The 20,421-nt window shown below is 64.2% G+C and carries 21 protein-coding genes and 5 pseudogenes; 13 read left to right on the plus strand and 13 right to left on the minus strand.

Features of this window, described 5'->3' with window-relative positions; all coding sequences use genetic code 11:
* Positions 1 to 18: 18 nt before the first annotated feature.
* The 4 genes and pseudogenes from H8F27_RS15285 (at position 19) to H8F27_RS15300 (ending at position 2,638) form a co-directional block, all read left to right on the plus strand.
* On the plus strand, positions 19 to 213 hold the full coding sequence (locus H8F27_RS15285) for a hypothetical protein (RefSeq protein ID WP_197149231.1): 195 nt from the start codon (positions 19 to 21) through the stop codon (positions 211 to 213).
* Positions 214 to 245: 32 nt separating this feature from the next.
* Positions 246 to 1,861, plus strand: a pseudogene (locus H8F27_RS15290) (IS3 family transposase).
* 60 nt (positions 1,862 to 1,921) lie between these two features.
* Positions 1,922 to 2,200 (plus strand): hypothetical protein, encoded by a 279-nt coding sequence (locus H8F27_RS15295; RefSeq protein ID WP_197149233.1) that lies wholly within the window; start codon positions 1,922 to 1,924, stop codon positions 2,198 to 2,200.
* Between the two features lie 243 nt (positions 2,201 to 2,443).
* Complete coding sequence (locus H8F27_RS15300) at positions 2,444 to 2,638, plus strand: hypothetical protein (protein WP_370594523.1); 195 nt, start codon at positions 2,444 to 2,446, stop codon at positions 2,636 to 2,638.
* On the opposite strand, the gene H8F27_RS15305 is transcribed toward H8F27_RS15300, so the two are convergent.
* The 6 genes from H8F27_RS15305 to H8F27_RS15330 all read right to left on the minus strand — a co-directional run bounded on the left by H8F27_RS15305 (position 2,616) and on the right by H8F27_RS15330 (position 8,959).
* Positions 2,616 to 3,020: a PPC domain-containing DNA-binding protein gene (locus H8F27_RS15305; RefSeq protein WP_197149235.1), complete on the minus strand. Its 405-nt coding sequence runs from the start codon at positions 3,018 to 3,020 to the stop codon at positions 2,616 to 2,618. The two genes, H8F27_RS15300 and H8F27_RS15305, sit on opposite strands and share 23 nt — an antisense overlap.
* Positions 3,017 to 3,541, minus strand: coding sequence for an N-acetyltransferase family protein (locus H8F27_RS15310; RefSeq protein WP_370594524.1), 525 nt, complete (start codon positions 3,539 to 3,541; stop codon positions 3,017 to 3,019). The genes H8F27_RS15305 and H8F27_RS15310 overlap by 4 nt, the downstream gene beginning before the upstream one ends.
* Positions 3,542 to 4,625: 1,084 nt before the next feature.
* Positions 4,626 to 5,972, minus strand: a complete 1,347-nt coding sequence (gene chrA / locus H8F27_RS15315) for a chromate efflux transporter (RefSeq protein ID WP_231596342.1) — start codon at positions 5,970 to 5,972, stop codon at positions 4,626 to 4,628.
* A 29-nt stretch (positions 5,973 to 6,001) separates the two neighbouring features.
* Positions 6,002 to 6,907 carry a class II glutamine amidotransferase gene (locus H8F27_RS15320; protein ID WP_370594430.1) on the minus strand — a complete coding sequence of 302 codons (906 nt, stop codon included), beginning with the start codon at positions 6,905 to 6,907 and terminating at the stop codon, positions 6,002 to 6,004.
* On the minus strand, positions 6,828 to 7,817 hold the full coding sequence (locus H8F27_RS15325; RefSeq protein ID WP_231596344.1) for a sulfate ABC transporter substrate-binding protein: 990 nt from the start codon (positions 7,815 to 7,817) through the stop codon (positions 6,828 to 6,830). The genes H8F27_RS15320 and H8F27_RS15325 overlap by 80 nt, the downstream gene beginning before the upstream one ends.
* A 188-nt stretch (positions 7,818 to 8,005) precedes the next feature.
* On the minus strand, positions 8,006 to 8,959 hold the full coding sequence (locus tag H8F27_RS15330; protein ID WP_197149246.1) for a sulfate ABC transporter substrate-binding protein: 954 nt from the start codon (positions 8,957 to 8,959) through the stop codon (positions 8,006 to 8,008).
* 249 nt (positions 8,960 to 9,208) lie between these two features.
* On the opposite strand from H8F27_RS15330, the gene H8F27_RS15335 reads away from it, so the two are divergent.
* Together H8F27_RS15335 and H8F27_RS15340 are read left to right on the plus strand one after the other, a co-directional pair.
* Positions 9,209 to 9,640 carry an Rrf2 family transcriptional regulator gene (locus H8F27_RS15335; RefSeq protein ID WP_197149248.1) on the plus strand — a complete coding sequence of 144 codons (432 nt, stop codon included), beginning with the start codon at positions 9,209 to 9,211 and terminating at the stop codon, positions 9,638 to 9,640.
* 188 nt (positions 9,641 to 9,828) lie between these two features.
* Positions 9,829 to 10,383 (plus strand): Crp/Fnr family transcriptional regulator, encoded by a 555-nt coding sequence (locus H8F27_RS15340; RefSeq protein ID WP_197149249.1) that lies wholly within the window; start codon positions 9,829 to 9,831, stop codon positions 10,381 to 10,383.
* A gap of 269 nt (positions 10,384 to 10,652) precedes the next feature.
* Here the strand turns inward: H8F27_RS15340 and H8F27_RS15345 are convergent.
* A pseudogene (locus H8F27_RS15345) lies at positions 10,653 to 11,787 on the minus strand (IS5 family transposase).
* Between the two features lie 88 nt (positions 11,788 to 11,875).
* Between H8F27_RS15345 and H8F27_RS15350 the strand changes: the two are divergent.
* Positions 11,876 to 12,205, plus strand: a pseudogene (locus tag H8F27_RS15350) (pyridoxal-phosphate dependent enzyme); the annotation flags it as partial.
* A gap of 3 nt (positions 12,206 to 12,208) precedes the next feature.
* On the opposite strand, the pseudogene H8F27_RS15355 reads toward H8F27_RS15350, so the two are convergent.
* Positions 12,209 to 13,205 (minus strand): annotated as a pseudogene (locus H8F27_RS15355) (sulfate/molybdate ABC transporter ATP-binding protein).
* A gap of 121 nt (positions 13,206 to 13,326) precedes the next feature.
* Between H8F27_RS15355 and cysT the strand changes: the two are divergent.
* Together cysT and H8F27_RS15365 are read left to right on the plus strand one after the other, a co-directional pair.
* Positions 13,327 to 14,196: a sulfate ABC transporter permease subunit CysT gene (gene cysT / locus H8F27_RS15360; protein WP_197149250.1), complete on the plus strand. Its 870-nt coding sequence runs from the start codon at positions 13,327 to 13,329 to the stop codon at positions 14,194 to 14,196.
* Between the two features lie 64 nt (positions 14,197 to 14,260).
* Positions 14,261 to 15,121: a sulfate ABC transporter permease gene (locus H8F27_RS15365; RefSeq protein ID WP_197149251.1), complete on the plus strand. Its 861-nt coding sequence runs from the start codon at positions 14,261 to 14,263 to the stop codon at positions 15,119 to 15,121.
* Between the two features lie 85 nt (positions 15,122 to 15,206).
* Here H8F27_RS15365 and H8F27_RS15370 read toward each other — a convergent pair whose 3' ends face one another.
* The gene (locus tag H8F27_RS15370) at positions 15,207 to 15,656 is read right to left on the minus strand and encodes a CopD family protein (RefSeq protein ID WP_197149252.1); all 450 of its coding nucleotides are present in this window, start codon (positions 15,654 to 15,656) and stop codon (positions 15,207 to 15,209) included.
* Between the two features lie 97 nt (positions 15,657 to 15,753).
* Here H8F27_RS15370 and H8F27_RS15375 point away from each other — a divergent pair, with 97 nt between their 5' ends.
* Positions 15,754 to 15,867, plus strand: a complete 114-nt coding sequence (locus H8F27_RS15375; RefSeq protein WP_370594432.1) for a thiamine-binding protein — start codon at positions 15,754 to 15,756, stop codon at positions 15,865 to 15,867.
* Positions 15,867 to 16,282: pseudogene (locus H8F27_RS15380) on the plus strand (DUF924 family protein); the annotation flags it as partial. The gene H8F27_RS15375 and the pseudogene H8F27_RS15380, both read left to right, overlap by 1 nt.
* Positions 16,283 to 16,329: 47 nt before the next feature.
* Here the strand turns inward: H8F27_RS15380 and H8F27_RS15385 are convergent.
* From H8F27_RS15385 to H8F27_RS15395, 4 genes are all read right to left on the minus strand, one after another.
* Positions 16,330 to 18,438: an HAD-IC family P-type ATPase gene (locus H8F27_RS15385; RefSeq protein ID WP_231596345.1), complete on the minus strand. Its 2,109-nt coding sequence runs from the start codon at positions 18,436 to 18,438 to the stop codon at positions 16,330 to 16,332.
* A 4-nt stretch (positions 18,439 to 18,442) separates the two neighbouring features.
* Positions 18,443 to 18,706 carry a hypothetical protein gene (locus tag H8F27_RS17765; RefSeq protein WP_231596346.1) on the minus strand — a complete coding sequence of 88 codons (264 nt, stop codon included), beginning with the start codon at positions 18,704 to 18,706 and terminating at the stop codon, positions 18,443 to 18,445.
* Between the two features lie 72 nt (positions 18,707 to 18,778).
* Entirely contained in the window at positions 18,779 to 19,180 is a 402-nt protein-coding gene (locus H8F27_RS15390) for a hypothetical protein (protein WP_197153677.1), read from the minus strand.
* On the minus strand, positions 19,181 to 19,420 hold the full coding sequence (locus tag H8F27_RS15395) for a DUF433 domain-containing protein (protein WP_197149253.1): 240 nt from the start codon (positions 19,418 to 19,420) through the stop codon (positions 19,181 to 19,183). It lies immediately after the preceding gene.
* A 296-nt stretch (positions 19,421 to 19,716) separates the two neighbouring features.
* Here H8F27_RS15395 and H8F27_RS15405 point away from each other — a divergent pair, with 296 nt between their 5' ends.
* Together H8F27_RS15405 and H8F27_RS15410 are read left to right on the plus strand one after the other, a co-directional pair.
* A complete protein-coding gene (locus H8F27_RS15405) occupies positions 19,717 to 19,950 on the plus strand; it encodes a type II toxin-antitoxin system HicB family antitoxin (RefSeq protein ID WP_231596347.1) in 234 nt (77 codons plus the stop codon).
* A 41-nt stretch (positions 19,951 to 19,991) separates the two neighbouring features.
* The gene (locus H8F27_RS15410; RefSeq protein ID WP_231596348.1) at positions 19,992 to 20,246 is read left to right on the plus strand and encodes a type II toxin-antitoxin system HicA family toxin; all 255 of its coding nucleotides are present in this window, start codon (positions 19,992 to 19,994) and stop codon (positions 20,244 to 20,246) included.
* The last annotated feature ends 175 nt before the right edge of the window (positions 20,247 to 20,421 follow it).

Consider the following 20,421-nt stretch of genomic DNA (forward strand, 5'->3'; position numbering starts at 1 on the left):
AAGCTTCCGATGGTTTCGATGCGCCTGATCCCGCCGATCGTGCTCACCGCGGTGCTGGCCGTCGTCGCCGGCAGCAGCAGCGCTGAGGCCGGTTGCCGCTTTCTGATGCCGCTCGGCGGCGGCGGCGAGCCGGTGGTTGCCAAACGGATCGGCCCTGATCGTCTGCTTGGCAGCACCAACCCCCCGGTTTCAGGAAAGATGTCACCCCTTTGATCCATCCATCCGGGGGCTTGAGGACATGACCAATGCGCCGATACAGCGAGGCCGTTAAGGCTGATGTGAGGAGACGGATGCACCCGCCCCACAGGCAGAGCGTGGCCCGGATTTCAGAGGAGCTGGGCATTCACGTGATGACCCTCTACAAATGGAGGAAGGCCTGGCGGTTGCAGGGAGAGGTGGTGCCGGCATCCGAGAAGGAACCAGAGGGCTGGAACGCCGCCGACAAGTTCACGGTGGTGCTGGAAAGCGCCGGGCTCAATGCCACCGAACTCAGCGCCTACTGCCGCGAGCGGGGCCTGTTCCCTGAGCAGGTGAGCCGTTGGCGGCAGGCGGCCCAGGATGCCAACGCCAAGCCGGTGCTGACGATGGCCGAACAGAAGGAGCTCGAGAAGCTCCGCGCCCAGGACCAGCGGGAGATCAAAGCCCTCAGAAAGGAGCTGCAGCGCAAGGAGAAGGCCATGGCGGAGATGGCGGCTTTGCTGGTGCTGCAAAAAAAGTGGGATGCCTTCTGTTCGGAGGAAGAGGAAGGCTGACCAGCGCCGTGCACCGGCGGAAGGTGATCGAGCTGATCGGGGAGGCCAATGCTGCGGGCGCCGGCCTGGTGAGGGCCTGTGGTGTGATCGGCATCTGCCTGCGCACCCTCAAACGCTGGCGGAAGGCCTTCCTGGGTGATGGGGACGGCGTGGATCGCCGTAAAGGCAGTGCTCGGCTGGTGGGTCACCGCCTGAGCGAGGAAGAGCGCCAGCGAATCCTGCTGACGTGCAACCAGCCGGAGTACGCCGCGCTGCCGCCAGGGCAGATCGTGCCGGCACTGTCCGATCAAAAGCTCTTTATTGGTTCAGAGAGCAGCTTCTATCGGGTGCTGCACCAGGCGGGTCAGTGCCACCGCCGGGGGAGGGCCAGGCTGCCTCAAGAACCGCGCTCGGTGCCGCGCCTCAGGGCGGATGGCCCGAACCAGGTTTGGAGCTGGGACATCAGCTTCCTGCCGACCACGGTGCGGGGTGTGTGGCTCTACCTCTACCTGGTGATCGACGTCTGGAGCCGCAAAGTGGTGGCCTGGGATGTGGCCGAGGTGGAGTCGGCTCAGATCGCCGCGGATCTGGTGCAGCGGGCCTGCCTCAAGGAGCGCTACCACCGCCCCAACGGCTTTGGCCGCCGCCAGTGCCAGCAGCAGCCACTAATCCTCCACGCCGACAACGGCAATGCAATGCGCGGGGCGACGCTGGAATCACGGCTCGAGGAGATGGGCGTGCTCAGATCCTTCTCCCGGCCAAGGGTCTCAAACGACAACCCATACTCGGAATCCCTTTTCCGTACGGTCAAATACCGCCCCGACTACCCCAGCCGGCCCTTTGCCAGCAAGGGCGAGGCCTGTGAATGGGTGGCAGCATTTGTGGATTGGTACAACCACCGGCACCACCACAGCGCGATCAAATTCGTGACGCCCCACCAGCGCCACAGTGGAGCTGCCAAGGCAATTTGCCAGCAGCGCACTGATGTCTACGAGGCCGCCCGCCGTGCCAATCCAACGCGCTGGAGCGGTGCCACCCGCTGCTGGAGTCAACCGGCAGAAGTGTGGATAAACAAGCCAACAGAAGAGCCCGATCCGGTCCTGGCGCTACCCTTAATCAAGGCCGCCTGAATGGCAGCCAAGGAGTGACAACTTTCCTGAAAGTCACCGAACTGGAACACGGATTTCATCGTGGACCGGTACTTCCGCAGCTATCAGTTTTTCTTCACGTCGGCCTCGACCGAGCGTGCCACCTTCCCGGTGGCCGCGTTCATGCGCTTCACCGATGGCACCAGCCTGCAGGTGGTAAACGAAACGCCCACCTTCGAACCCGGAACCGGCCGGAAGTTCGGCCCGTTTCAGGCTGTGCCCGGCAAGCGCACCAATCTGATGAACTTCCGGGTGGGCTCCACCACCAGGCCCGCGGCCGTGGGCTTCAGCTATCGGATCTCCGTGCAGGGTTGCGATTGATGCATCGGATGGCTGAGCCGCGTCAATCTGTGCCCCTACTCATCTGTGCCCCTACTCAGAAGTCCATGGGCCAACCCCCCCCCTAGTTGGTGGCTTTGCAATCGCATTCGGCTTTGCAATCACAGCTTTGCCTGCTGGCACCGCCCTGGCGCAGCAACAGGTACACCCTCTGCCCAAAATTGACATCTGCCCGATGGGGTGGTGTTCATCCGGCAGCTACTGCGTCAAGAGCCGGCGATGACAATGAGCGATGCCCCCCGTCTGGAGCAGCTTGGCCGCTTTCTGTTGCGCGGCCTGCGCATCGGCGCCAGCACGATTTCGATCATCGAGCTGCTGCGCAACGACTGGACCGGCGGCGTCACGGCAGGGGTGGCCTGGCTGGTGTTTCTGCAGGTGGAGCGGCGGCTGCCGCCCCTCAGCCCTGAGCGGCAGGATTGATCACCAGCTCGGCGTAGCCGGTAGCTGCATCGAGCTCGCGCTGGAACTGCCACTCCGGCAGCAGGCCGATCACCAGCTCGGCGGTGCTGCGCACCAGCGAGCCTGCGCAGAGGTGCCCCCCGATCACGGCGCCAAGGCTGTCGGCCACAGCGATGTGCAGATGGGTGCCATCGGGCGAGAGGGTGCCGGCCAGGCTGAGGATCTCCAGCTCGCCACGGATTGCCGTGGCCTCTGACGCCCCTGCCAATCGCAGCTGGGCCTCCGACAGGCTACCGACGGCGCTGATCACAAAGCCGGCCTGCTCCGGCTGTTGGCTCATCCAGGCCTCCAGCGCCCGGCGCAGATCATCGCCAGGCTGCAGCCGCAGCGGCACCACCTTCATGGCTTCGGCCCCTCCACCAGCCCCTGGACCATCACCAGCGCATCGACGTAACCCAATTGCTTGTGGCGGAACGCCCCTGGCAGGGTGCCGACAAGCTGAAACCGATTGCGCTGCCAGCAGCGGATGCCGGCGCTGTTGGTGCTCACCACCAGGTTGAACTGCATCGCCCGGAACCCCAGCCGCCACGCTGCCTGCAGGGAGTGCTGGCAGAGCCGGCTGCCGATTCCCATGCGGCGGCAGTGCTCAGCCACCACATAGCCAGCGTTGGCCACATGGGCGCCGAGGGCGAGGGAGTTGGGCCTCAGGTAATACGTGCCCAGCACGGCCCCGGCCGCATCCACGGCCACCATCACCGCCTGGTTCTGCTCCACCCACGCCAGCTGGGCTTCTGCCTCCGTGATGGCCAGGTCGTGGGGGAAGGTTTCACCAGCGCGGAACATCGGCTCCAGCAGCGCCCACAGCGCCGGCCAGTCGGCGGGCTCATAGGGGCGGATCTGTAGTGGCGAGGAGGGCGCAGGCAGTGCCGATCGGCATCGAGGCGTTGATTGTCTCGCCCCATGCCTGCCGGCGTGGATCCCATGCCCAATAGGAAGGCGCCCCGTGGGGGGCGCCTTAGCACCGGTTGCGGCGGTCACCTCCTCACACCAAGAACTGCCGGTCGGGTGTCTGTGATTCACGCATGACCTGTCTGGGGCCTGGCAGGAAAGGGAAGGATCACGTCTGGGAGAAGAGATGCTCGGGGCTTGACCTTCTCGGTTGTGATCCCGGCTCAGGTTGTGCAGCCCGAGGATTCAACACGCGCAAAACAGAACTGGCATATCGCTCTCTGCGGCTACGGGATGACGCTCGCGTGGTGTCATCGAGTTCACCTGCTGTGTGTCGCATCGTTGGCGCACCTCCGCTGTGGGCACCGGCTCGGGTGATCCCTGGCCGGACTCTCTTGGAGGGCGAGGGTCGGGTTGGCTCCCGAGCCTCCCCTCAGGTTCAAAGTACGCCTTCTGGCCCGTGGTGGGGGCTCGGGTGGAGTTCCTCTTTCCGTACAGCCCATCTAGCCCATCGGAGCTGCAGTACGCCGTGTCCAGTGGTCTTGATGAAGGCCCCTTCATGAAGTCCCATTGCCCCCCGTAAAGACCCATGTCCGGTGGGCGGGAGTTGGTTGCCAGCTCTGCTTTTCCGGCCGATTGTGGCTGCAACGGGATTCGGAGGCTCCACAGATGGAAGACACCCCCCCTGAGCACCAGATAGGAGCGCGCTGACGATCCGGCCCCTGCTCCAACATTCTCGACGGATCTCTGACGTTCCTGGTGTGGCTGTTTCTTCTGAACAGCCCAGGCGCCCTCCATCGCACCGTTCACGGCCCAGCCTCAGGTGCCCCGGAGCCAACGGAACGTCCCACTCGACACCTGGCCCCAGGTGCCAGCGCCGGCAGCTCCGCCCACAACTGAAAACCACCTGATCTGAAAACGATCACGGCTGTTGCCAAGCAAGGCTGTTTCCAGAGAACAGCCCTCGCACAGCTGCGCCCGACTCCCTTGGGACCGCACCACGGCTGAGCAGGCAAATGCCCGGGGCTAACGCTCCGGGCTTTGTTGTGTGAGCTGGCGATCAGCCTGAGAGCTTCGCGACCCCTGCCAGCAGTGCACCAACGGCCGCCGCTGCACCGATCACCTGCAGCACGCTCCAACGCAGCCGCAGCTGGGCAAACAAGGCCGCCGCTACCACCAGCGCCGCCCAGGGATTGAAGGCGCCGGCGGGCCAGAGCACCGGGCCAGCAAAGAACAGCGCCAGGCTGGCGATCACCCCAACAACCACAGCCGTGATGGCGCTCAGTGGAGCCCCAAAGCGCAGGTCGCCTCTTGAGGCCTCCACCAGCGGTGCGCCGGCCAAGATGAAACCAAAGGAAGGCAGGAAGGTGAACCACACCGTCACCAGCACTGCCGCCAGGGCCAGGGGCCAGGGGCTCAAGCCAGCTGCGATGGACTGATTCCAGCCGCCCATGAATCCCACGAAGGCCACCACCATGATCAGAGGCCCTGGGGTGGTCTCGCCCAGGGCTAGGCCGTCGAGCATCTGCGGAGCCGATAGCCAGCCGAACTGCTCCACCGCCCCCTGGGCCACGTAGGGCAGCACGGCATAGGCCCCGCCAAAGCTGAGCAGCGCCACCCGCGTGAAGAAGCGCGCCATCAACGCCAGAGTGCCGCTCCAGCCGCCGGCGATCGCCAGGGCGGCGAGGGGCAGCAGCAGGGCCAGGGCCCAGATCAACAGGGTGAGGTCCAGGCGCCGGCGGGAGAAGCGGGCGTGCTCGGGACTATCCGTGTGGTCGTCGTGCAGGGCATCAGGCCGATTGGCTTCTGCCTTCGCCGCCGCTGATCCATGGATGCCACCACTGAGCAACAGGGCCGGTCGCCAGCGGGCGGCCAGCAGGCCGATCACGCCCGCTGCGATCACTACGAGCGGATAGGGCAGATCCAGCAGGGCCAGGGCCAGGAAACCGGCAATCGCCAGGGCCACCAGCAGGGGCGTGTGCAAGGTGCGGCGGCCGATGCGCCAGGCGGCCATCAGCACGATCGCCAGCACCGCCGGTTTGAGCAAGGCGAACACCGAGGCCAGCAGCGGCAGCTGCCCCCAGAGCGCATAGATGCTGGCCAGGGCCGTGAGCACAAACACCGAGGGGATCACGAATAGCCCCCCGGCGATCAGGCCGCCGGGTACGCCGTGCATCAGCCAGCCCAGGTAGGTGGCCAGCTGCATGGCCTCCGGCCCCGGCAGCAGCATGCAGTAGTTGAGGGCCTGCAGGTAGCGCCGCTCCGAGAGCCAGCGGCGCCGGTCGACCAGCTCGCGATGCAGCAGGGCGATCTGCCCGGCTGGCCCCCCGAAGCTCACCCAGCCCAGCTGGAACCAAAAGCGGGAGGCCTCAGCAAGGCTCACAGGGCTGACGGATCCTGTTGTCACAGGCGTTGACGAGGCGGATTTCATCACAATCAATGCGCAGGGGCCGGCCTGACCCCGTGGCGACTGCGCTGGATCACCTCGCCCGCCTGGAGCAGCAGCGATTCACCGGCCTGAAAGGGCTGCCAGTGCTCGTCGGTGGTGAGCGGCTCAGTGCTGAGAATGGTCACCACATCGTTGGACGGGGTGAGCGCGGAGAAATCCACCTGCAGCGGCGGATCCGCGAGCGTGGCCTTACAGAACGGCGCCCGGCGGGTGAGCCTGTGGAGCCGGCTGGTGGCGGTGACAAACAGCCACTGGCCGTTGCTGATCAGGGCATTAAAGGTGCCCCGCTCGGCCAGTTGGGCGGCGCAGTGGTGCAGTTGCTCAAACACCTCAGCCGCGTTGCTGGAATCGACCCCGCTGGAATGGAGCTGCTCCAGGATCCAGCAAAACGCTGCTTCGCTGTCGGTGCTGCCGAAGGGCCGATTGCGATCGCCCAAGGGAATGGCGCCTTGGAGGTCGCCGTTGTGAGCAAACACCCAGGTCTGCCCGCCCCAGCTGCGAGCAAAGGGATGGCAGTTCTCCAGAGCCACCACGCCGCGGGTGGCCTTGCGGATGTGGGCGATGCTCACGAGGGCCTTGGGTGAGCGTTCGGCCAGTTGATCCGCCAGCAGCGAGAAGGCGGCCGGGGCGTCCTCCCGGATCAGGTTGAGCCCCGAGCCATCAGGGGTGAAGCTGGCCAACCCCCAGCCATCGGCATGTTCGCCGCTAGCCCCACCACGCCGGCTGAGCCCCCGGAAGGAGAAGCCCATGTCGGTGGGGGTATTGGCGTTGAGGGCGAGCAGCTCACAAATGGACGAGTTGGCAGGTGCGCTATCAGCGGGTGTTGGCGAAGAGGCGATCCCAGATGCCGCCGTTGCCAAAGAATTCCTTGTTGACCTGGCTCCAGCCGCCAAAGTCTTTCACCGAAAAGAACGTCTTCACCGGCGCAAAGCGATCCTTCACCCGCGCCCACACCGTGGGGCTGGTGGGCCGGAAACCCTCCTCGGCAAAAACCTGCTGCGCCTCATCGGTAAACAGATAGGCGGCCAGGGCCTCGGCGGCCTTGCGGGTGCCCTTGCGGTCCACATTTTTGTCGACCACCGCCACGGGGCCTTCGATGCGGATGTTCAGCTCCGGCACCACGAAGGGATCCTTGAGGTCGCCAGTTTTGGTGGCCAGGATCGCCTCGTTTTCATAGTTGAGCAGCACGTCGCCCTGGTCGCGTTTGAGGAATACATCTGAGGCTTCGCACGCATCCTTGGGCAGGTTTTCGACGTTCTTGTAGACGCTGGTGACAAAGGCCTCAGCCTGCTGGGGCGTGCCGCCGGCCTGGGTAATGGAACCCCAAAGACCCAGGAAGTTCCAGCGGGCACCGCCGGATGTTTTGGGGTTGGCGGTCACCACCGTGACTCCGGGCTTCACCAGGTCCTTCCAGGTGGTGATCTGCTTGGGATTGCCGGCTCCGGTGAGGAACGCCACAGCCGAGTTGGTGACGATGCCGTTGTTGGGCAGCTCCTGCTCCCAACCGGGCTGAATCGACCCCGACTCCTCCAGCTTGAGCACGTCGGCGGAGAGGGCCAGGGTGACCACATCCGCGTCGAGCCCGTCGATCACCGCCCGGGTCTGGGTGCCCGAGCCGCCGTAGCTGGTCTTGATCTCCAGCTCCTGGCCGGTTTTCTGCTTCCACTGCTCCTCGAAGGTGGGCAGGATCCGGTCGTAGGCCCCTTTGGTGACGGCGTAGCTCACCAGCAGCAGCCGCTGGCGTTCACCCGAGCTGCCGCCCTGGGGTGTTGCCGATGGACCGCCGCAACCGGCCAGGAACACGAGCGAGCCCGTGGTGAAGAGGGCCGCCAGGCACCGCGATTGGATAGTTACGTAAACCGGTAGGAAATATGCAGATACAATACTACGGTGTACCAATCGGGAATTGGGCAAGAAAAAGCCCGGGCCGGCTGGCGCGGGGCTGGAGGGGTGTTCGCGTGTGGATGCTGAGTGGATGGGGGGAGCTGCGCTCAGCGGGAGGCGCGGAAGATCTGGTCCCAGATCGCCCCATCGCGGAAGAATTTGCCGGTCACGGCCGGCCAGCCACCGAAGGCCTCGATCGTGTAGGTCTTCACCACGGGAAACTTGCCGCGGGCGTAGGCCTTGCCCTCGGCCGTGGCAGGCCGGAAGCCGTTATCGGCAAATGCCTTCTGGGCAGCCGGGGTAAAGAGAAACTTGGTAAAGGCCTCGGCCACCTTGCGGCTGCCATTGCGTTCCACGTTCTTGTCAACCACCGCAACCGGCTGGAACGTGAGCACGTTGGGGCTGAAGGTCTTGTAGCCAGCGGTCCACTCGCCCTTGCGTTTGGCCAGAATCGCCTCGGTTTCCCAGTTGAGTAGTACGTCACCCTGCTTGCGCTTGATGAAGAAGTCGGAGGCCTCGCGGGCATCCTTGGGCAGCACCTCGACGTTCTTGTAGACGTCGCGGATGAATTGCCTGGCTTGAGCTTCCGAGCCTCCGGCCTGGGTCACAGCGCCCCAAAGGGCGACGAAGTTCCAGCGGGCACCACCGGAGGTCTTGGGGTTGGCGGTGACCACGTCCACATTAGGCTTGGCGAGGTCTTTCCAGCTGTTGATCTTCTTGGGATTGCAGGGGCGCACAAAGGCCACAACGGTGGAGTGGATGGGCGAGGCTTTGTTCGGAAGACGGCTTTCCCAGCCTGTCTTAATTAGCCCGGCCTGCTCGATCCGGGACACGTCGGCGGCCATGGCCAGATTGACGATGTCGGCATTGAGGCCATCGATCACGGCTCGGGTCTGGGAACCGGAGCCGCCATAGCTGCCCTTGAAGGTGACGGTCTGGCCGGTTTTCTTTTTCCAGTCGTCGGCGAACAGCCGGAAGATCTGGTCGTAGGCGTTTTTGGTAACCGCGTAGGAGACCAGGGTGAGGGTTTGGGGTTTGGCCGGCTGCTGGGCCTGCGCCAACGGAGCATTAAGTGTGTTGGCAGCAGCCACAGCCAGAGGAAGGCAGGCGATGCCGGTAAGCAACAGCTGGCGGCGACTAAGCCGAACAGAAAAGAGCGTCGTATTTACGGCAGACCGATCGGGAACTCGAGAAAGTTACGGCGCGAAGGCTTGTGGCGTTGTGGCTCAGGGCACACGCCCCGTCAGCGCAATTCCCGACCTGTACGCCGTTGTTTGCCTGGCAGAATGGGAAAAGTTCCAAAGCCAGCCATGGTTTTCAGTGCCAAGACGGAGTACGGACTGGTTGCGCTGATCGATCTGGCCGCCGTCTATGCAACGGGTGAGCGCGTGCAGACCGGCGAGATCAGCAGACGGCATGGCATGCCAGAGCGCTACCTGGAGCAGATGCTCACATCCCTGCGTAAAGGGGGGTATCTAATCAGCGTGCGTGGGCCTAGGGGCGGCTACCAGCTGACCCGCTCGCCAGAGCTGATCACTGTCTCCGAGGTAGAGGAATGCCTGGAAGGGGAGTCGCGCGCGGAGCGCCAGGGCGATCGCGACAACGCCGAGTTCCGGGTGCTCGATGGGCTGGCCCAGCGGGCGCAACAGGCTAGAACTGCCGTGCTGGAGGGGACCACGCTGGCCCACCTGCTGCTGGAGCGGGACGGCCTGAGGCAGTCCACGCCAATGTTCTACATCTGAAGTCTCAGGTCGAGACGCATGCGATCTACTCCGTGTGCCCAAAAACACCGGTATGCCCATCGGAAATAAGGCATACTCCTGAGCAGTTGTTCTCCGGCTATGGCCTGCTGTCTGCGAATGCCTTGCTCCCCTCTGAATTCACGCCTCCGCGGCCCCAGTCATCACCCGCCCCATCGCTCGCTCACGCCATGACTTCTTCTCTGCTCAAGCGCCCTTTGCAACTCACGCTCCACCCCCAGGACGTGCTTCCAGAGGGGATGAGTTGGCGGCTGCATGAGGGCTACGTGCGCTCTGCTACCTGGGATCTGGAAGGGGAGAGCATCACCCTGGGCCTCTGGGCCCCGGGCTATCTGATCACATCAGAGGATCCAGTTATCAATCCGCTGGAACTGCAGTGCCTCACCACCGTGGTGGTGGAGCACATTGAGCTTGATACCAGCGAGCAGCTCAAGCATCTGCTGCGTGAGCGGCAAATGCTGGCGGAACTGTTAACCATTCAGCGGATTCGCTCCGGGGACCTGCGCCTGTTGACCTTGCTCAGCTGGATCGGTCAGGCCCACGGGCAGGTGAACAGCCACGGCTGCCGCCTATCGCTCAGTGAGCTCAACCTCACCCACCGCTCCCTGGCGGACATCTGCGGCCTGACTCGGGTCACGGTGACCAAGCTGCTGAGCCGTCTTCGCGCGGAAGGGCGGCTGGTGGCGATTGGCGACAGCGATCTCTTGATCCCCAGCCAGCTATGAGTCACCCCATCTCTCCTTGGTGCCTGCAATGGGGCCGCGACGGGGAACTGGCCCAGAGCGATCGCCAGGATCTGCTCCAGTCGCTCGTCTTAGGAGTTTGCGGAAAAACTGCCTGAAAGGCCGCGTTTTTCCCTCCAGAGAGCTGATTGTGCTCCGTTCGGGCTGAAATGATGCGTTTCAGCGGTTCAGAACGCCCGATTTCAGGCGTTTTGCCCCGTTGGGGCTTCCTGGAGGCCGCCTCATTGGCACACCTCTGGGCAACCACCTGTTCATGCCGCCGCCATCGCCGGTTTGAGCAGGTTGCCCAGCCGGATCAGGTTGTAGGCGATCACGTGCAGGCCAAACACCGCACTCACCTTGTCGGTGCCGCGCAGTTTGAATTGGCGCAGACCGCCCCACTGTTTGATCCAACCAAACACCTTCTCGATACCGCGGCGGGCATTGATCGACTTGGCGTAGCCCTCGTGGCGCGTGGTGCGGCCATCAATGGCGGAGCCACCAGAGCGGGCGGTGTTCTGAGCGACGTGCGGCGTCACGGCGATGCGACGCATCTCGGCGACAAAGCCCTTGGTGTCGTAGTTCTTGTCGGCACCGATGGTTTTTTGGTGGGCACCGGGGATGTCAGCCGCCATCGCTTTGGCGGCTGACATCCCCGGTACCCACTGCTTGGGTAACGCGGCAATCGACGATCAGGGCATGGCGGTTGTCCATGAGCACGTGGCCTCGGTAGCTGGGTTGAGCCGGGTGGGAATTGGACTTGCGGGCCAGCAAGGCGTCTGGATCGACGCTGGAGCGGTGGGTCTTGTTGCTGAGCTTGATGCCGCGGAAGTCACCCTTGGCCCGCTTCTTACCGGGCTTTGGAGCGCCAAAGCCCTCGCCAGGGCCTGACGACGGTGGCGGTGGGTCCTGCTGACCATCGGTCCGCTCCAGTGAGGCATGGGACGCCCAGGCCTGCAGCAGGGTGCCATCCACTGAGAAGTGTTCGTCGCTGAGTAGCGGCTTGACCTCCGGAGCACCCATCAGCTTCTCCAGGAAGCGCCCCATGACCTGCTCGTTCAGCAACCGCTCCCGATTTTTGGTGAATGTGGTGGGGTGCCAGATCGGATCATCCGGGCTCAGGCCCACAAACCAGCGGTACAGCAGGTTGTAGTGCAGCTGCTCCAGCAACAGCCGCTCCGAGCGAATCCCGTAGAACGCCTGCAGCAACGAGGCCAGCAGCAGCTGTTCTGGCGGCACCGAGGGCCGGCCTTCTGCGGCGTAGAGCGCGCAAAAGGTGGGATTGAGCCGATCGAGGGCCTGATCCGCCAGTTTCCGGATCCGCCGCAGCGGATGACTGGCCGGGATCCGCTCCTCAATCGACACGTAGGAGAACAGGGAGCCGCTGCGCTCCCGGTGACCTCGCATCTGGGCTGGGCGGTTAATCCATTTTCGCGCAGGCTTGGTTTTTCAGCAAACTCTTAGAAGACAAAAGGCTGGCGCGCTTGATGCTCACCCAGGCCAGCCAGGAGCCCACCGCGTCCAGGGCATCGGGGCGGGCTTTGTGCCGGGCAATCTGGATCTATCACTGATTGACCGGGTCGAGACTGTGAGCGATGCCGATGCCATCGCCATGGCCCAGCGGTTGATGAAAGAGGAGGGCATTCTGGCCGGCATCTCCTGCGGAGCGGCGGCAACGGTGGCTTTGCGTCTAGCTCGTGATGAGCGATTCCAGGGGAAGTTGATTGTGGTGGTGCTGCCGGATTCCGGCGAGCGCTATCTCAGCACCGCTCTCTTTGAAAACGTGTTTGACGCCCAGGGCCTACCGATTGGTGCCAGGCCCTGAGCTTCAGATCACAAAGTCCGGCACAAACGTGCGGGAATCGCGGCTGGTGATGTGCAGGGCATCGCCGGCCTGGAGCTCGTGGTAATCAATCCGCTCGCGGGGCAGCTGGGCCACCACCACCTCACCGCTGGCAAGGGTGAGTTCGGCCTGGATGTCACGGCCCAGATGGGTGAGGCGGTGCAGCACCGCCGGCACGCTGCCCTCTTGGGGCTGGCGATGTATCTCCAGGTCGTGGGGCCGGATGAACAGATCGCCCGGCTGCTCCCGATGGGGCGCTAGGGCCACATGGGAAGGCAGCACATTCACCGCCCCCACGAAACTCATCACAAACGGACTGGCCGGTTGGTCGTAGATCTCGGCGGGGGTGCCGATCTGCTCAACGCGCCCCTGGTTCATCACCACGATCTTGTCGGCCACCTCCATGGCTTCTTCCTGGTCGTGGGTGACGATCACGGTGGTGACATGCATCTCGTCGTGGAGATTGCGGGACACAGGCCCGCAGTTCCTTGCGCACCTTGGCGTCGAGGGCACTGAAGGGCTCATCGAGCAGCAGCACCCGAGGCTGCACAGCCAGGGCCACCCGCTGGCGCTGGCCGCCGGAGAGCTGGGAGGGGTAGCGGTTGCCAAAGCCCTGCAGCTGCACCAGCTCCAGCAGCTCATCGACCCGCCGGCGGATCGCCTCGTGCTTCCAGCCGCGCAGCTCCAGACCAAAGCCGACGTTATGGCGCACGGTGCGGTGCTTGAACAGGGCGAAGTGCTGGAACACAAAGCCCACCTGCCGCTCCTGCACCGAGCGAGTGGTGGCCTCCTCGCCGGTGATCCATACCCGCCCGGCGTCAGCCTCCTCCAGGCCAGCGATCAGCCGCAGCAGGGTGCTTTTGCCGGAACCGGATGGTCCGAGCAGGGCCACCAGGGAGCCGGTTTCGACATCAAGGCTGACGTTGTCGATCGCCCGGAAGGAGCCGAATTCCTTGCAAACACCAGCAACTCGGATGCCCATGTCAGGGGAGCAAGCGGAACGATGGCAGCAACGCTACAGCAAACATCTATTTCCCCACCGGCAAACCGTTGAATAAATCGCCAAACGGTGATACGGTCCGCCAACTTCCGGTTATTCCTCCATGGCTCCTGCGCTCTCGGCCCGACGCCGGGGATTCACCTGGCCTAGCTGGCTGCAGCTGAGCTGGTCCTGGCGGATCACCTGGTTGTATCTGGCCTTGGTGCTGTTTCTGCCGCTGGGCGCTCTGGCTCTCAAAGCCACTGCGGTGGGCCCGGTTCAGTTCTGGCAGCTGATCACCAGCCCTGAAGCTCTGGCCACTTACCGAATCAGCTTCGGATTGGCGTTTGTGGCCGCTTTGCTCAATGGTGTGTTTGGCCTCGTGATCGCTTGGGCGCTAGTGCGCTGCTCCTTTCCCGGGCGGCGGCGGCTGGATTCGCTGATCGATCTGCCCTTTGCCCTGCCCACGGCGGTGGCGGGCCTAGCCCTGGCCGCGATCTACAGCACCAACGGCTGGCTGGGTGCACCGCTTCAGGCCCTGTTCGGCATCAAAGTTTCATTTACCTGGCTGGGGGTCGCCATCGCCATGGTGTTTATCTCTCTGCCCTTTGTGGTTCGCAGCGTGGAGCCTGTGCTCGAGGCGTTAGAGCACGATCAGGAAGAAGCCGCCTGGTGCCTCGGTGCCACTCCGCGTCAGACCTTGACCAAGGTGGTGCTGCCCCAGTTGATGCCGGCGATCTTGGCGGGCGTAGCCCAGGGCTACAGCCGGGCCGTAGGCGAATACGGCTCGGTGGTGATGATCTCCTCCAACGTGCCGTTCCGCGACCTGATTACCCCCACTTTGATCATCCAGAAGTCAGAGGAATACGACTTCGCTTCCGCCACAGTTATCGGCATGGTGATGCTGATGTTTTCACTACTGAGCCTTTTGGTAATCAACGGGCTGCAGGTGTGGGGACGCAACTGGGAAGCCAATCCGGCTAAGGGCGCCTGAATTTAGCTTGAGCTGAATTAACTGCGCCACATCAACACCACTCCTCTTCTTTTCGCAAATATCCATGCGTTCGTTGCTGCGCTCCTTCTCAAAAGCCGTGCCGCGCCCATCGGCGGCTGTGCTGATTCCCCTGATCGCTTGCCTATATGTGGGTGTGATTATTGTGCTGACAGCCTTAGGGGTAGTGTCAGGAGCTCTTGCTAAGGGGCTGAAGCCTTTTATTGAGAACTTTCAATCGGAGGAGTTGCGCTTGGCCGTGCTGCTAACCCTGCGCTGCACTTTGATTGCAGTGCCGGCTAATACCATCTTTGGTCTAGCGGCTGCCACCGCCATTGCCAGGCGTCAGTTTCCGGGCAAAGCGCTGCTGTTGAGCGTGATCGACCTGCCCTTCTCGATCTCGCCCGTGGTGGTGGGCTTGATGCTGGTCCTGCTCTACAGCCCAACCAATGGCTTATTGGGAGGAATTGTGAGCAGCCTCGGCTGGCAGATCATCTTTTCCTGGCCAGGCATGGCATTGGCAACGGTCATCGTCACCTTCCCCTTCATGGCCCGCGAAGTGATTCCGTTGCTGGAGGAGGAGGGCTGGGATCAGGAGGAAGCTGCCCGCACCCTTGGTGCCAGCGACTGGCAAGTGTTTCGGAAAGTCACCCTGCCCTCGGTGCGCTGGGCCGTGGTTTATGGCATAATCCTCACTACCGCCCGTGCGCTCGGTGAATTCGGCGCCGTAGCCGTAGTTAGCGGCAACATCGCCGGCCAAACCCAAACCCTGCCGCTTTTTATTGAAGACGCCTGCAAGCAATACGACACCGAACTGGCCTACGGCGCTGCCCTAATCCTGGGGGGAGTTGGTCTTGTTTCGTTGCTGCTGAAGCTGGTTGTTGAACAGCTGATGGGTGGGGTGAAGGAGAGCAAGCCGATCAACTGAGGGTTGGGGAGGGCCGATGCCCTGCAGAGATGGCAGGACCAACACCCCAATCCCAATAGGAGCTCCCCTCTCCATGCTCGCCTGTTCAGAGCAGCCCGCTCAGCCGGATCAGGCCCCCCACCACCACGAAGGCAATCGCCAGGGCGGTGATGCTGCGGATGTGCCAAGCCAGGCCGCTCAGGTTGGCGTCGGTGAGGTTGGGGATCAGCCGCAACCGGGCGTGCAGGGCTAGGGCGGCGGTGCCAGCCAGCAGCAACAGCTTGACGCCCACCAACATCCCAATCGGGTTAGCCGGGCTGAACAGCCCCTGGAAGCCGGGGAGATAGATCCAGCCCATCCACAGACCGGTAAGCACCTGAATGGCCAGGGCCGTGATGTCCCGCGGCTCGAAGACCTCCTCGAAAGCGCGGACTTGTGCCGCGCTCTGTGCTCGCAAGGCCCTGGGCAGCACCCCCAGATCCAGCACCAAATGCCCACCGGTCCACACCGTGGCGGCCAGGGCATGAACAATCACCAGCAGCGGAAAAACAGACACGGCAGCTCCTTTGCAGGTGCCTCCACGATGGGTGCAATGTGCCGGGTCTGACCATGAGGGTGATCGTGGATCTGTGTGTGGTGCCGATCGAGGGGGAGTGGCAGCCGGTGTTCGCTGCCCCCGCGTTTACACCAACTTGGAAGTAAGTACCCGCACTGACAAGGAACAGACCCTGGAAGACAAGGTGGCCAGTGTGCGGGCACTGCTCTGATGGATGCTCCGCGGGAAAAGGCCAGCGAGGTTGTCGAGTTCTGGTTTGTCGAAACCCCGCCGCACCAGTGGTTCGCCAAGGACCCGGCCTTTGACGACCTAGTACAGCAACGCTTTCTCAGCCTGATCCGACGAGCGATCGCCGGTGAACTCGACTCCTGGAGTGCTGAGCCGTGCCTTGCCCTGGCGCTTGTGCTGCTGCTGGATCAATTCCCGCGGCATTTCTGGCGCTACAGCGCCAGGGCCTTCGCTGGCGAACCCCAGGCGCTGGCCCTGAGCAGGCGCGGCGGCAGTTTTGGTTGATGCCGCTGATGCACTCGGAAAACCTGGCGGTGCAGGACGAGGCGCTGCCGCTATTTGACCAGTTCACCGATCCCCGCACCGTTGATTTCGCTCGCAGGCACCGGGATGTGATCGCCCGCTTCCAGCGTTTTCCGCATCGCAATGCTGCATTGGGTCGGGCTCACGCTTCTGAGTTGCGCCACAGGGTCTGTCGCTCGCTGGCCACAGCCAGCAGCGCCAGGACGAGCACCACCACCAGCAGCACCGCTGTCGCCTGGTGGCCCAGGGGCATCAGCAGTAGCAGGGACGGTAGACCTGGGATGGCCTGCAGCAGCAGCCACAGCCCCAGACCGATGGCGCCCCCCAGTTGGGTGAGGCGATTGCGGGGTTCCCCGTTGAGCCACACCAGCACGCCGCCGCCGAGCAGGAGCATGGCGAACACCAGGCTGCGCCGCTCCACCGTTTCAAGGCCCGGCCAGCAGGCCAGGATCAGGGCCAGCAGGGCAAAGACGCCCCCCTGCCATAAGGCCCGTCGCCAGGTGGCGGCACCGAATAAGGGCGCCTCGGGCGACCGCGGGGGCTGCTGCATCAGGCCGGCTCGGGCGGGCAGTGCCTCGAACACCACGGTGCAGGCCGGATCAATCACCAGGTGCAGCAGGGCAATGTGCAGCGGCAACAGCAGCAGCGGTTGACCGGGAACCAGAAGCGGCAACAGGCTGATGGCGGCGATCGGCAGGTGAATCGCCAACGTGTAGCCCAGGGCGCGGTGCAGGTTGGCATCGATGCGGCGGCCCAGGGCCAGCGCCTCCACCAGGCTGCTGAAGTCGTCCTGGAGCAGCACCAGATCGGCCGACTCGCGCGCCACGGCGGTGCCACGCTTGCCCATCGCCACGCCGATGTCGGCGGCCTTGAGGGCCGGGGCGTCATTGACGCCGTCGCCGCCCATCGCCACCACCTCACCGCCCGCCTGCAACGCCTGCACCAGCGACAGCTTCTGCTGCGGCAGCACCCGCGCGAACACGCTCACCTGCGCCACCTGGCGGGCCAGCTCCCGGGGGCTAAGAGCCTCCAGATCGGCGCCGCTCAGCACCGGCCCCGGAGGCAGTCCGGCCTGATCGGCGATCGCCCTGGCGGTCTGCGGCCCATCGCCAGTGATCATCACTACCCGTACCCCGGCCCCATGGGCCCGGGCGATGGCGACTGGAACCTCTGAACGCAAGGGATCGGCCAAGGCGATCAGCCCAGCAGGCTCAAACATGTAGTCGTGCACATTCGCGGGCGGGCTACCGGCCTGCGGCCCCATCCCAGAACCGTTGAGGTGGGGGTGCAGGGGAGCACCATCGAGGCCGCGGGCGACCGCCAGCACCCGCAACCCCTGGCCTGCCAGCTCAGCCACCGCAGCGAGCAAGGCATCACTGGCTCCTGGTTCCAGGTGGCAGAGCTGGGCGATGGCCTCCGGAGCCCCCTTGGCCGCCAGATGGGGCTGACCGGCGCCGTCGTGCCACAGCTGGGAGTAGACGAGCAGATCGCTCTGCAACGGGTATTCCCGCGCCAGGGGCCAATCGGGATGGAGGTGTTCGCTGCGGCCGAGCTCCTGATCCGCTAGGCGCTGGATGGCGAGCTCCATCGCATCCACCGGATCGTGGCGGCTGGCCAGCACCGCTAGCTCCAGCACCCCATGCCAGGGCTCCTCGAGCGGTTCACCGCGGCGCCAGCGCTCACCTGTTGGCCAGGTGAGCAGCTGGGCCACCGCCATGCGGTTCTCAGTGAGTGTGCCGGTCTTGTCGACGGCCAGCACCGTGGCACTGCCCAGACTCTCGACGGCCGCCGGCCAGCGCGCCAGCACGCCGATGCGGGCCAGGCGCAGGGCACCGAGCGCCAGAAACAGGGCTAGCACCACCGGGATCTCATTGGGCAGCACCGCCAGCGCCAGGGCCAGGGCCGCCAGCAGCGCCGTGCTCCAGTCGCCGCTGAGGGCCCCCTGCACCAAGGCCAGCGCCGCGCATAGGGCCAGGGCCAGCAGGGTGAGCCGGGCCGTGAGCCGGCGGGTGTGGCGCTGGAGACGTGTCGGGGGCGGCTCCACCTCGGCCAAGCTGCGGCCGATCTGGCCGAGTTCGGTGGCCTCCCCCACCGCCACCACCGTCGCCCAGCCCCGACCGCTGGCCACCAGCGAGCCGGCCCGCAGCAGGTCGCCTGGCTGCTCGCGGGCCACCGGCAGCGATTCCCCCGTGAGCAGCGATTCATCCAGCCACAGGCCCACCCCCTCTAGCAGCTGCGCATCGGCGGCCACCCGGTCACCCTCCTAGCCGCAGCTGATCCCCAGGACTTAGCTGCTCGGGAGGGAGCACCAGCTCCACCCCATCGCGGCGCACATGAGCCAGTGGGGCGGAGAGACGCGCCAGTTCCGCCAGGGCGCGGCGGCTGCGGCGCTGCTGCCAGGCATCCAGCAGGCTGATGCCCGCCACGAACACCAGCAGAATCGCCGCCTCCTGCGGTTCACCGATCAGGCCGTAGATCAGCGCGCAGGCCAGCAGCAGCAGGTTGGTGGGCTCCAGCACAGCGGGATCGCGCTTTGTCTGATCCTGGTCAGGACTGTCGGCTTTGGCCCGGCAAGAGGGCGGCAGCCGCGATCAGCTGCCCAGCCCAGCCGTCCTGCGCACCAGGTCATCGCTCCAGCCCTGGCAGCGGCTGGTGAGCACCGGGATGCAGTTCACCCCGGCGTCGTGCCTAAACCAGTGGCAGGTCATGCAGACCTTGCGGCTGCGGGTCGGGGGAGAGGGATGCCCATAGACAACTCGTGTGCCTACGCCTGTACTGGCACGGTTGGCGAGCTTTGCCTCCTTCCCCTTTTGCTGATAGCAGAGGTTGGTGTCGGCAGTGATCGGCAGCCCATAGCCCTCCTGCTCCGCAAGACGGATCAGCTCCCCTTTTGTGACGGTGGACGAGCCCAGCTCGTAGGCCGTAGCCACGAGGTGGTTATTAAGTGAGCGCCGTAGGGGAACCTGTTTTCCCTGGTCAAACAGGATCCGCACTCAGGCCACGGCCGCAGTCGTACTTCGGGCGGCATGCTCCAGCACTAAGCGGGCTTGCTCCTGCGTCACCCCAGGAAAGAGCTCAACAAAGTCCGTCACTGAGATCCCGTCTTCCAGGTTTTCGAACAGAGCCGCCACCGACACCCTGGTGCCGAGGAACACCCAGGCGCCGTTGACGCGCCGTGGATCTTGCTCCACCGCGGTGCAGCCAGCCCAGCCGAGTGCGCTTTGACCGCTCATGCCCCCATCCTGGCCGATTCTTTACCGGTAGTTACCCCACAGCATGGAGTTGGCTGCAAAGCAGCTCTTTGGCCATCTCCAGCTGGTGCTGATTTGCCGAGCGCACCTATCGGTGCGACACCAGAAACGTCTCGAACCAGTGCCGGTGGTGCTGTCGCTGGCAGATCCGATCGGCCATAGGTGATGAGGCCCATCAGTGGACAGTGGCTGTGCCCAGGTTTGGTTCAGCGCGATGCTCCAGTCGCTCAGCGAGCCAGACTTTGATGCTGCGCTGGTTGATGCAGCGCTGAGGCTGGATGTGGCTAGGTTCAAAGAACAACGAGGAACCGGCGGTGTCGTACAGGATCCGTTTACTAGAGACAGAGGAGGGCTGGTCAGTGAGTTGCCTGGATCTACCTGGCTGCCACTCCCAGGGCGAGACCAGGGAAGAAGCTCTTACCAGCATCCGTGAGGCCATCGGTCTTTGGCTTGAGGTGGAGGCAGAAGAAGCCGGTATCAAGCAGGTGGAGACGCTTGAGCTGGCGATCTGAATGCCTCGCTTGCCGGCATCAGCCAAAAGGATGCGATTCGGGTGTTCCAGAAGCTGGGCTACCGCATTGTGCGGGAGTCCGGCCACTTGATTTTGAGCAATGGGGAAAGCCGGCTGCTGATCCCGCGTCATGATCCGATCAACGCCATCACCATGGGGGCTATTGCCCGAGATGCCGGATTGACTCCCCAGCAGTTCCGCGAGCAGAACCTCAGCCTCTCCGTGCTGCTGCCCGTCTATTGCTCAAAAACGCCCATCCCGGCCGAGATACTACTGCGGGGGAGTGGATCTATCTGACGGCCCGGCGCTCTGCACCAGTGCTGGATGAGCTGCCTGATCAGATGGAGTGATGCTGCGAGCAGCTACTCATGCCGCCACCAGGCCCAGGTGCTCCACGTAGGGCATGAAATCGCGATCACTGAATAGCAGCGGCAGGTTGGCCTCGCCGGGTAGCCCCGGGGAACTTCCCCCC

The organism is Synechococcus sp. CBW1108 (genome assembly GCF_015840335.1).
Taxonomy (GTDB): domain Bacteria; phylum Cyanobacteriota; class Cyanobacteriia; order PCC-6307; family Cyanobiaceae; genus Cyanobium_A.

Excerpts from the sequence above, each read along its gene's own strand:
- H8F27_RS15285 (WP_197149231.1), top strand. The coding sequence starts at position 19 with ATGCGCCTGATCCCGCCGATCGTGCTCACCGCGGTGCTGGCCGTCGTC.
- H8F27_RS15300 (WP_370594523.1), top strand. The coding sequence starts at position 2,444 with ATGAGCGATGCCCCCCGTCTGGAGCAGCTTGGCCGCTTTCTGTTGCGC.
- H8F27_RS15305 (WP_197149235.1), bottom strand. The coding sequence starts at position 3,020 with ATGAAGGTGGTGCCGCTGCGGCTGCAGCCTGGCGATGATCTGCGCCGG.
- H8F27_RS15335 (WP_197149248.1), top strand. The coding sequence starts at position 9,209 with ATGGTTTTCAGTGCCAAGACGGAGTACGGACTGGTTGCGCTGATCGAT.
- H8F27_RS15340 (WP_197149249.1), top strand. The coding sequence starts at position 9,829 with ATGACTTCTTCTCTGCTCAAGCGCCCTTTGCAACTCACGCTCCACCCC.
- cysT (WP_197149250.1), top strand. The coding sequence starts at position 13,327 with ATGGCTCCTGCGCTCTCGGCCCGACGCCGGGGATTCACCTGGCCTAGC.
- H8F27_RS15365 (WP_197149251.1), top strand. The coding sequence starts at position 14,261 with ATGCGTTCGTTGCTGCGCTCCTTCTCAAAAGCCGTGCCGCGCCCATCG.
- H8F27_RS15395 (WP_197149253.1), bottom strand. The coding sequence starts at position 19,420 with ATGAGCGGTCAAAGCGCACTCGGCTGGGCTGGCTGCACCGCGGTGGAG.
- H8F27_RS15405 (WP_231596347.1), top strand. The coding sequence starts at position 19,717 with ATGTGGCTAGGTTCAAAGAACAACGAGGAACCGGCGGTGTCGTACAGG.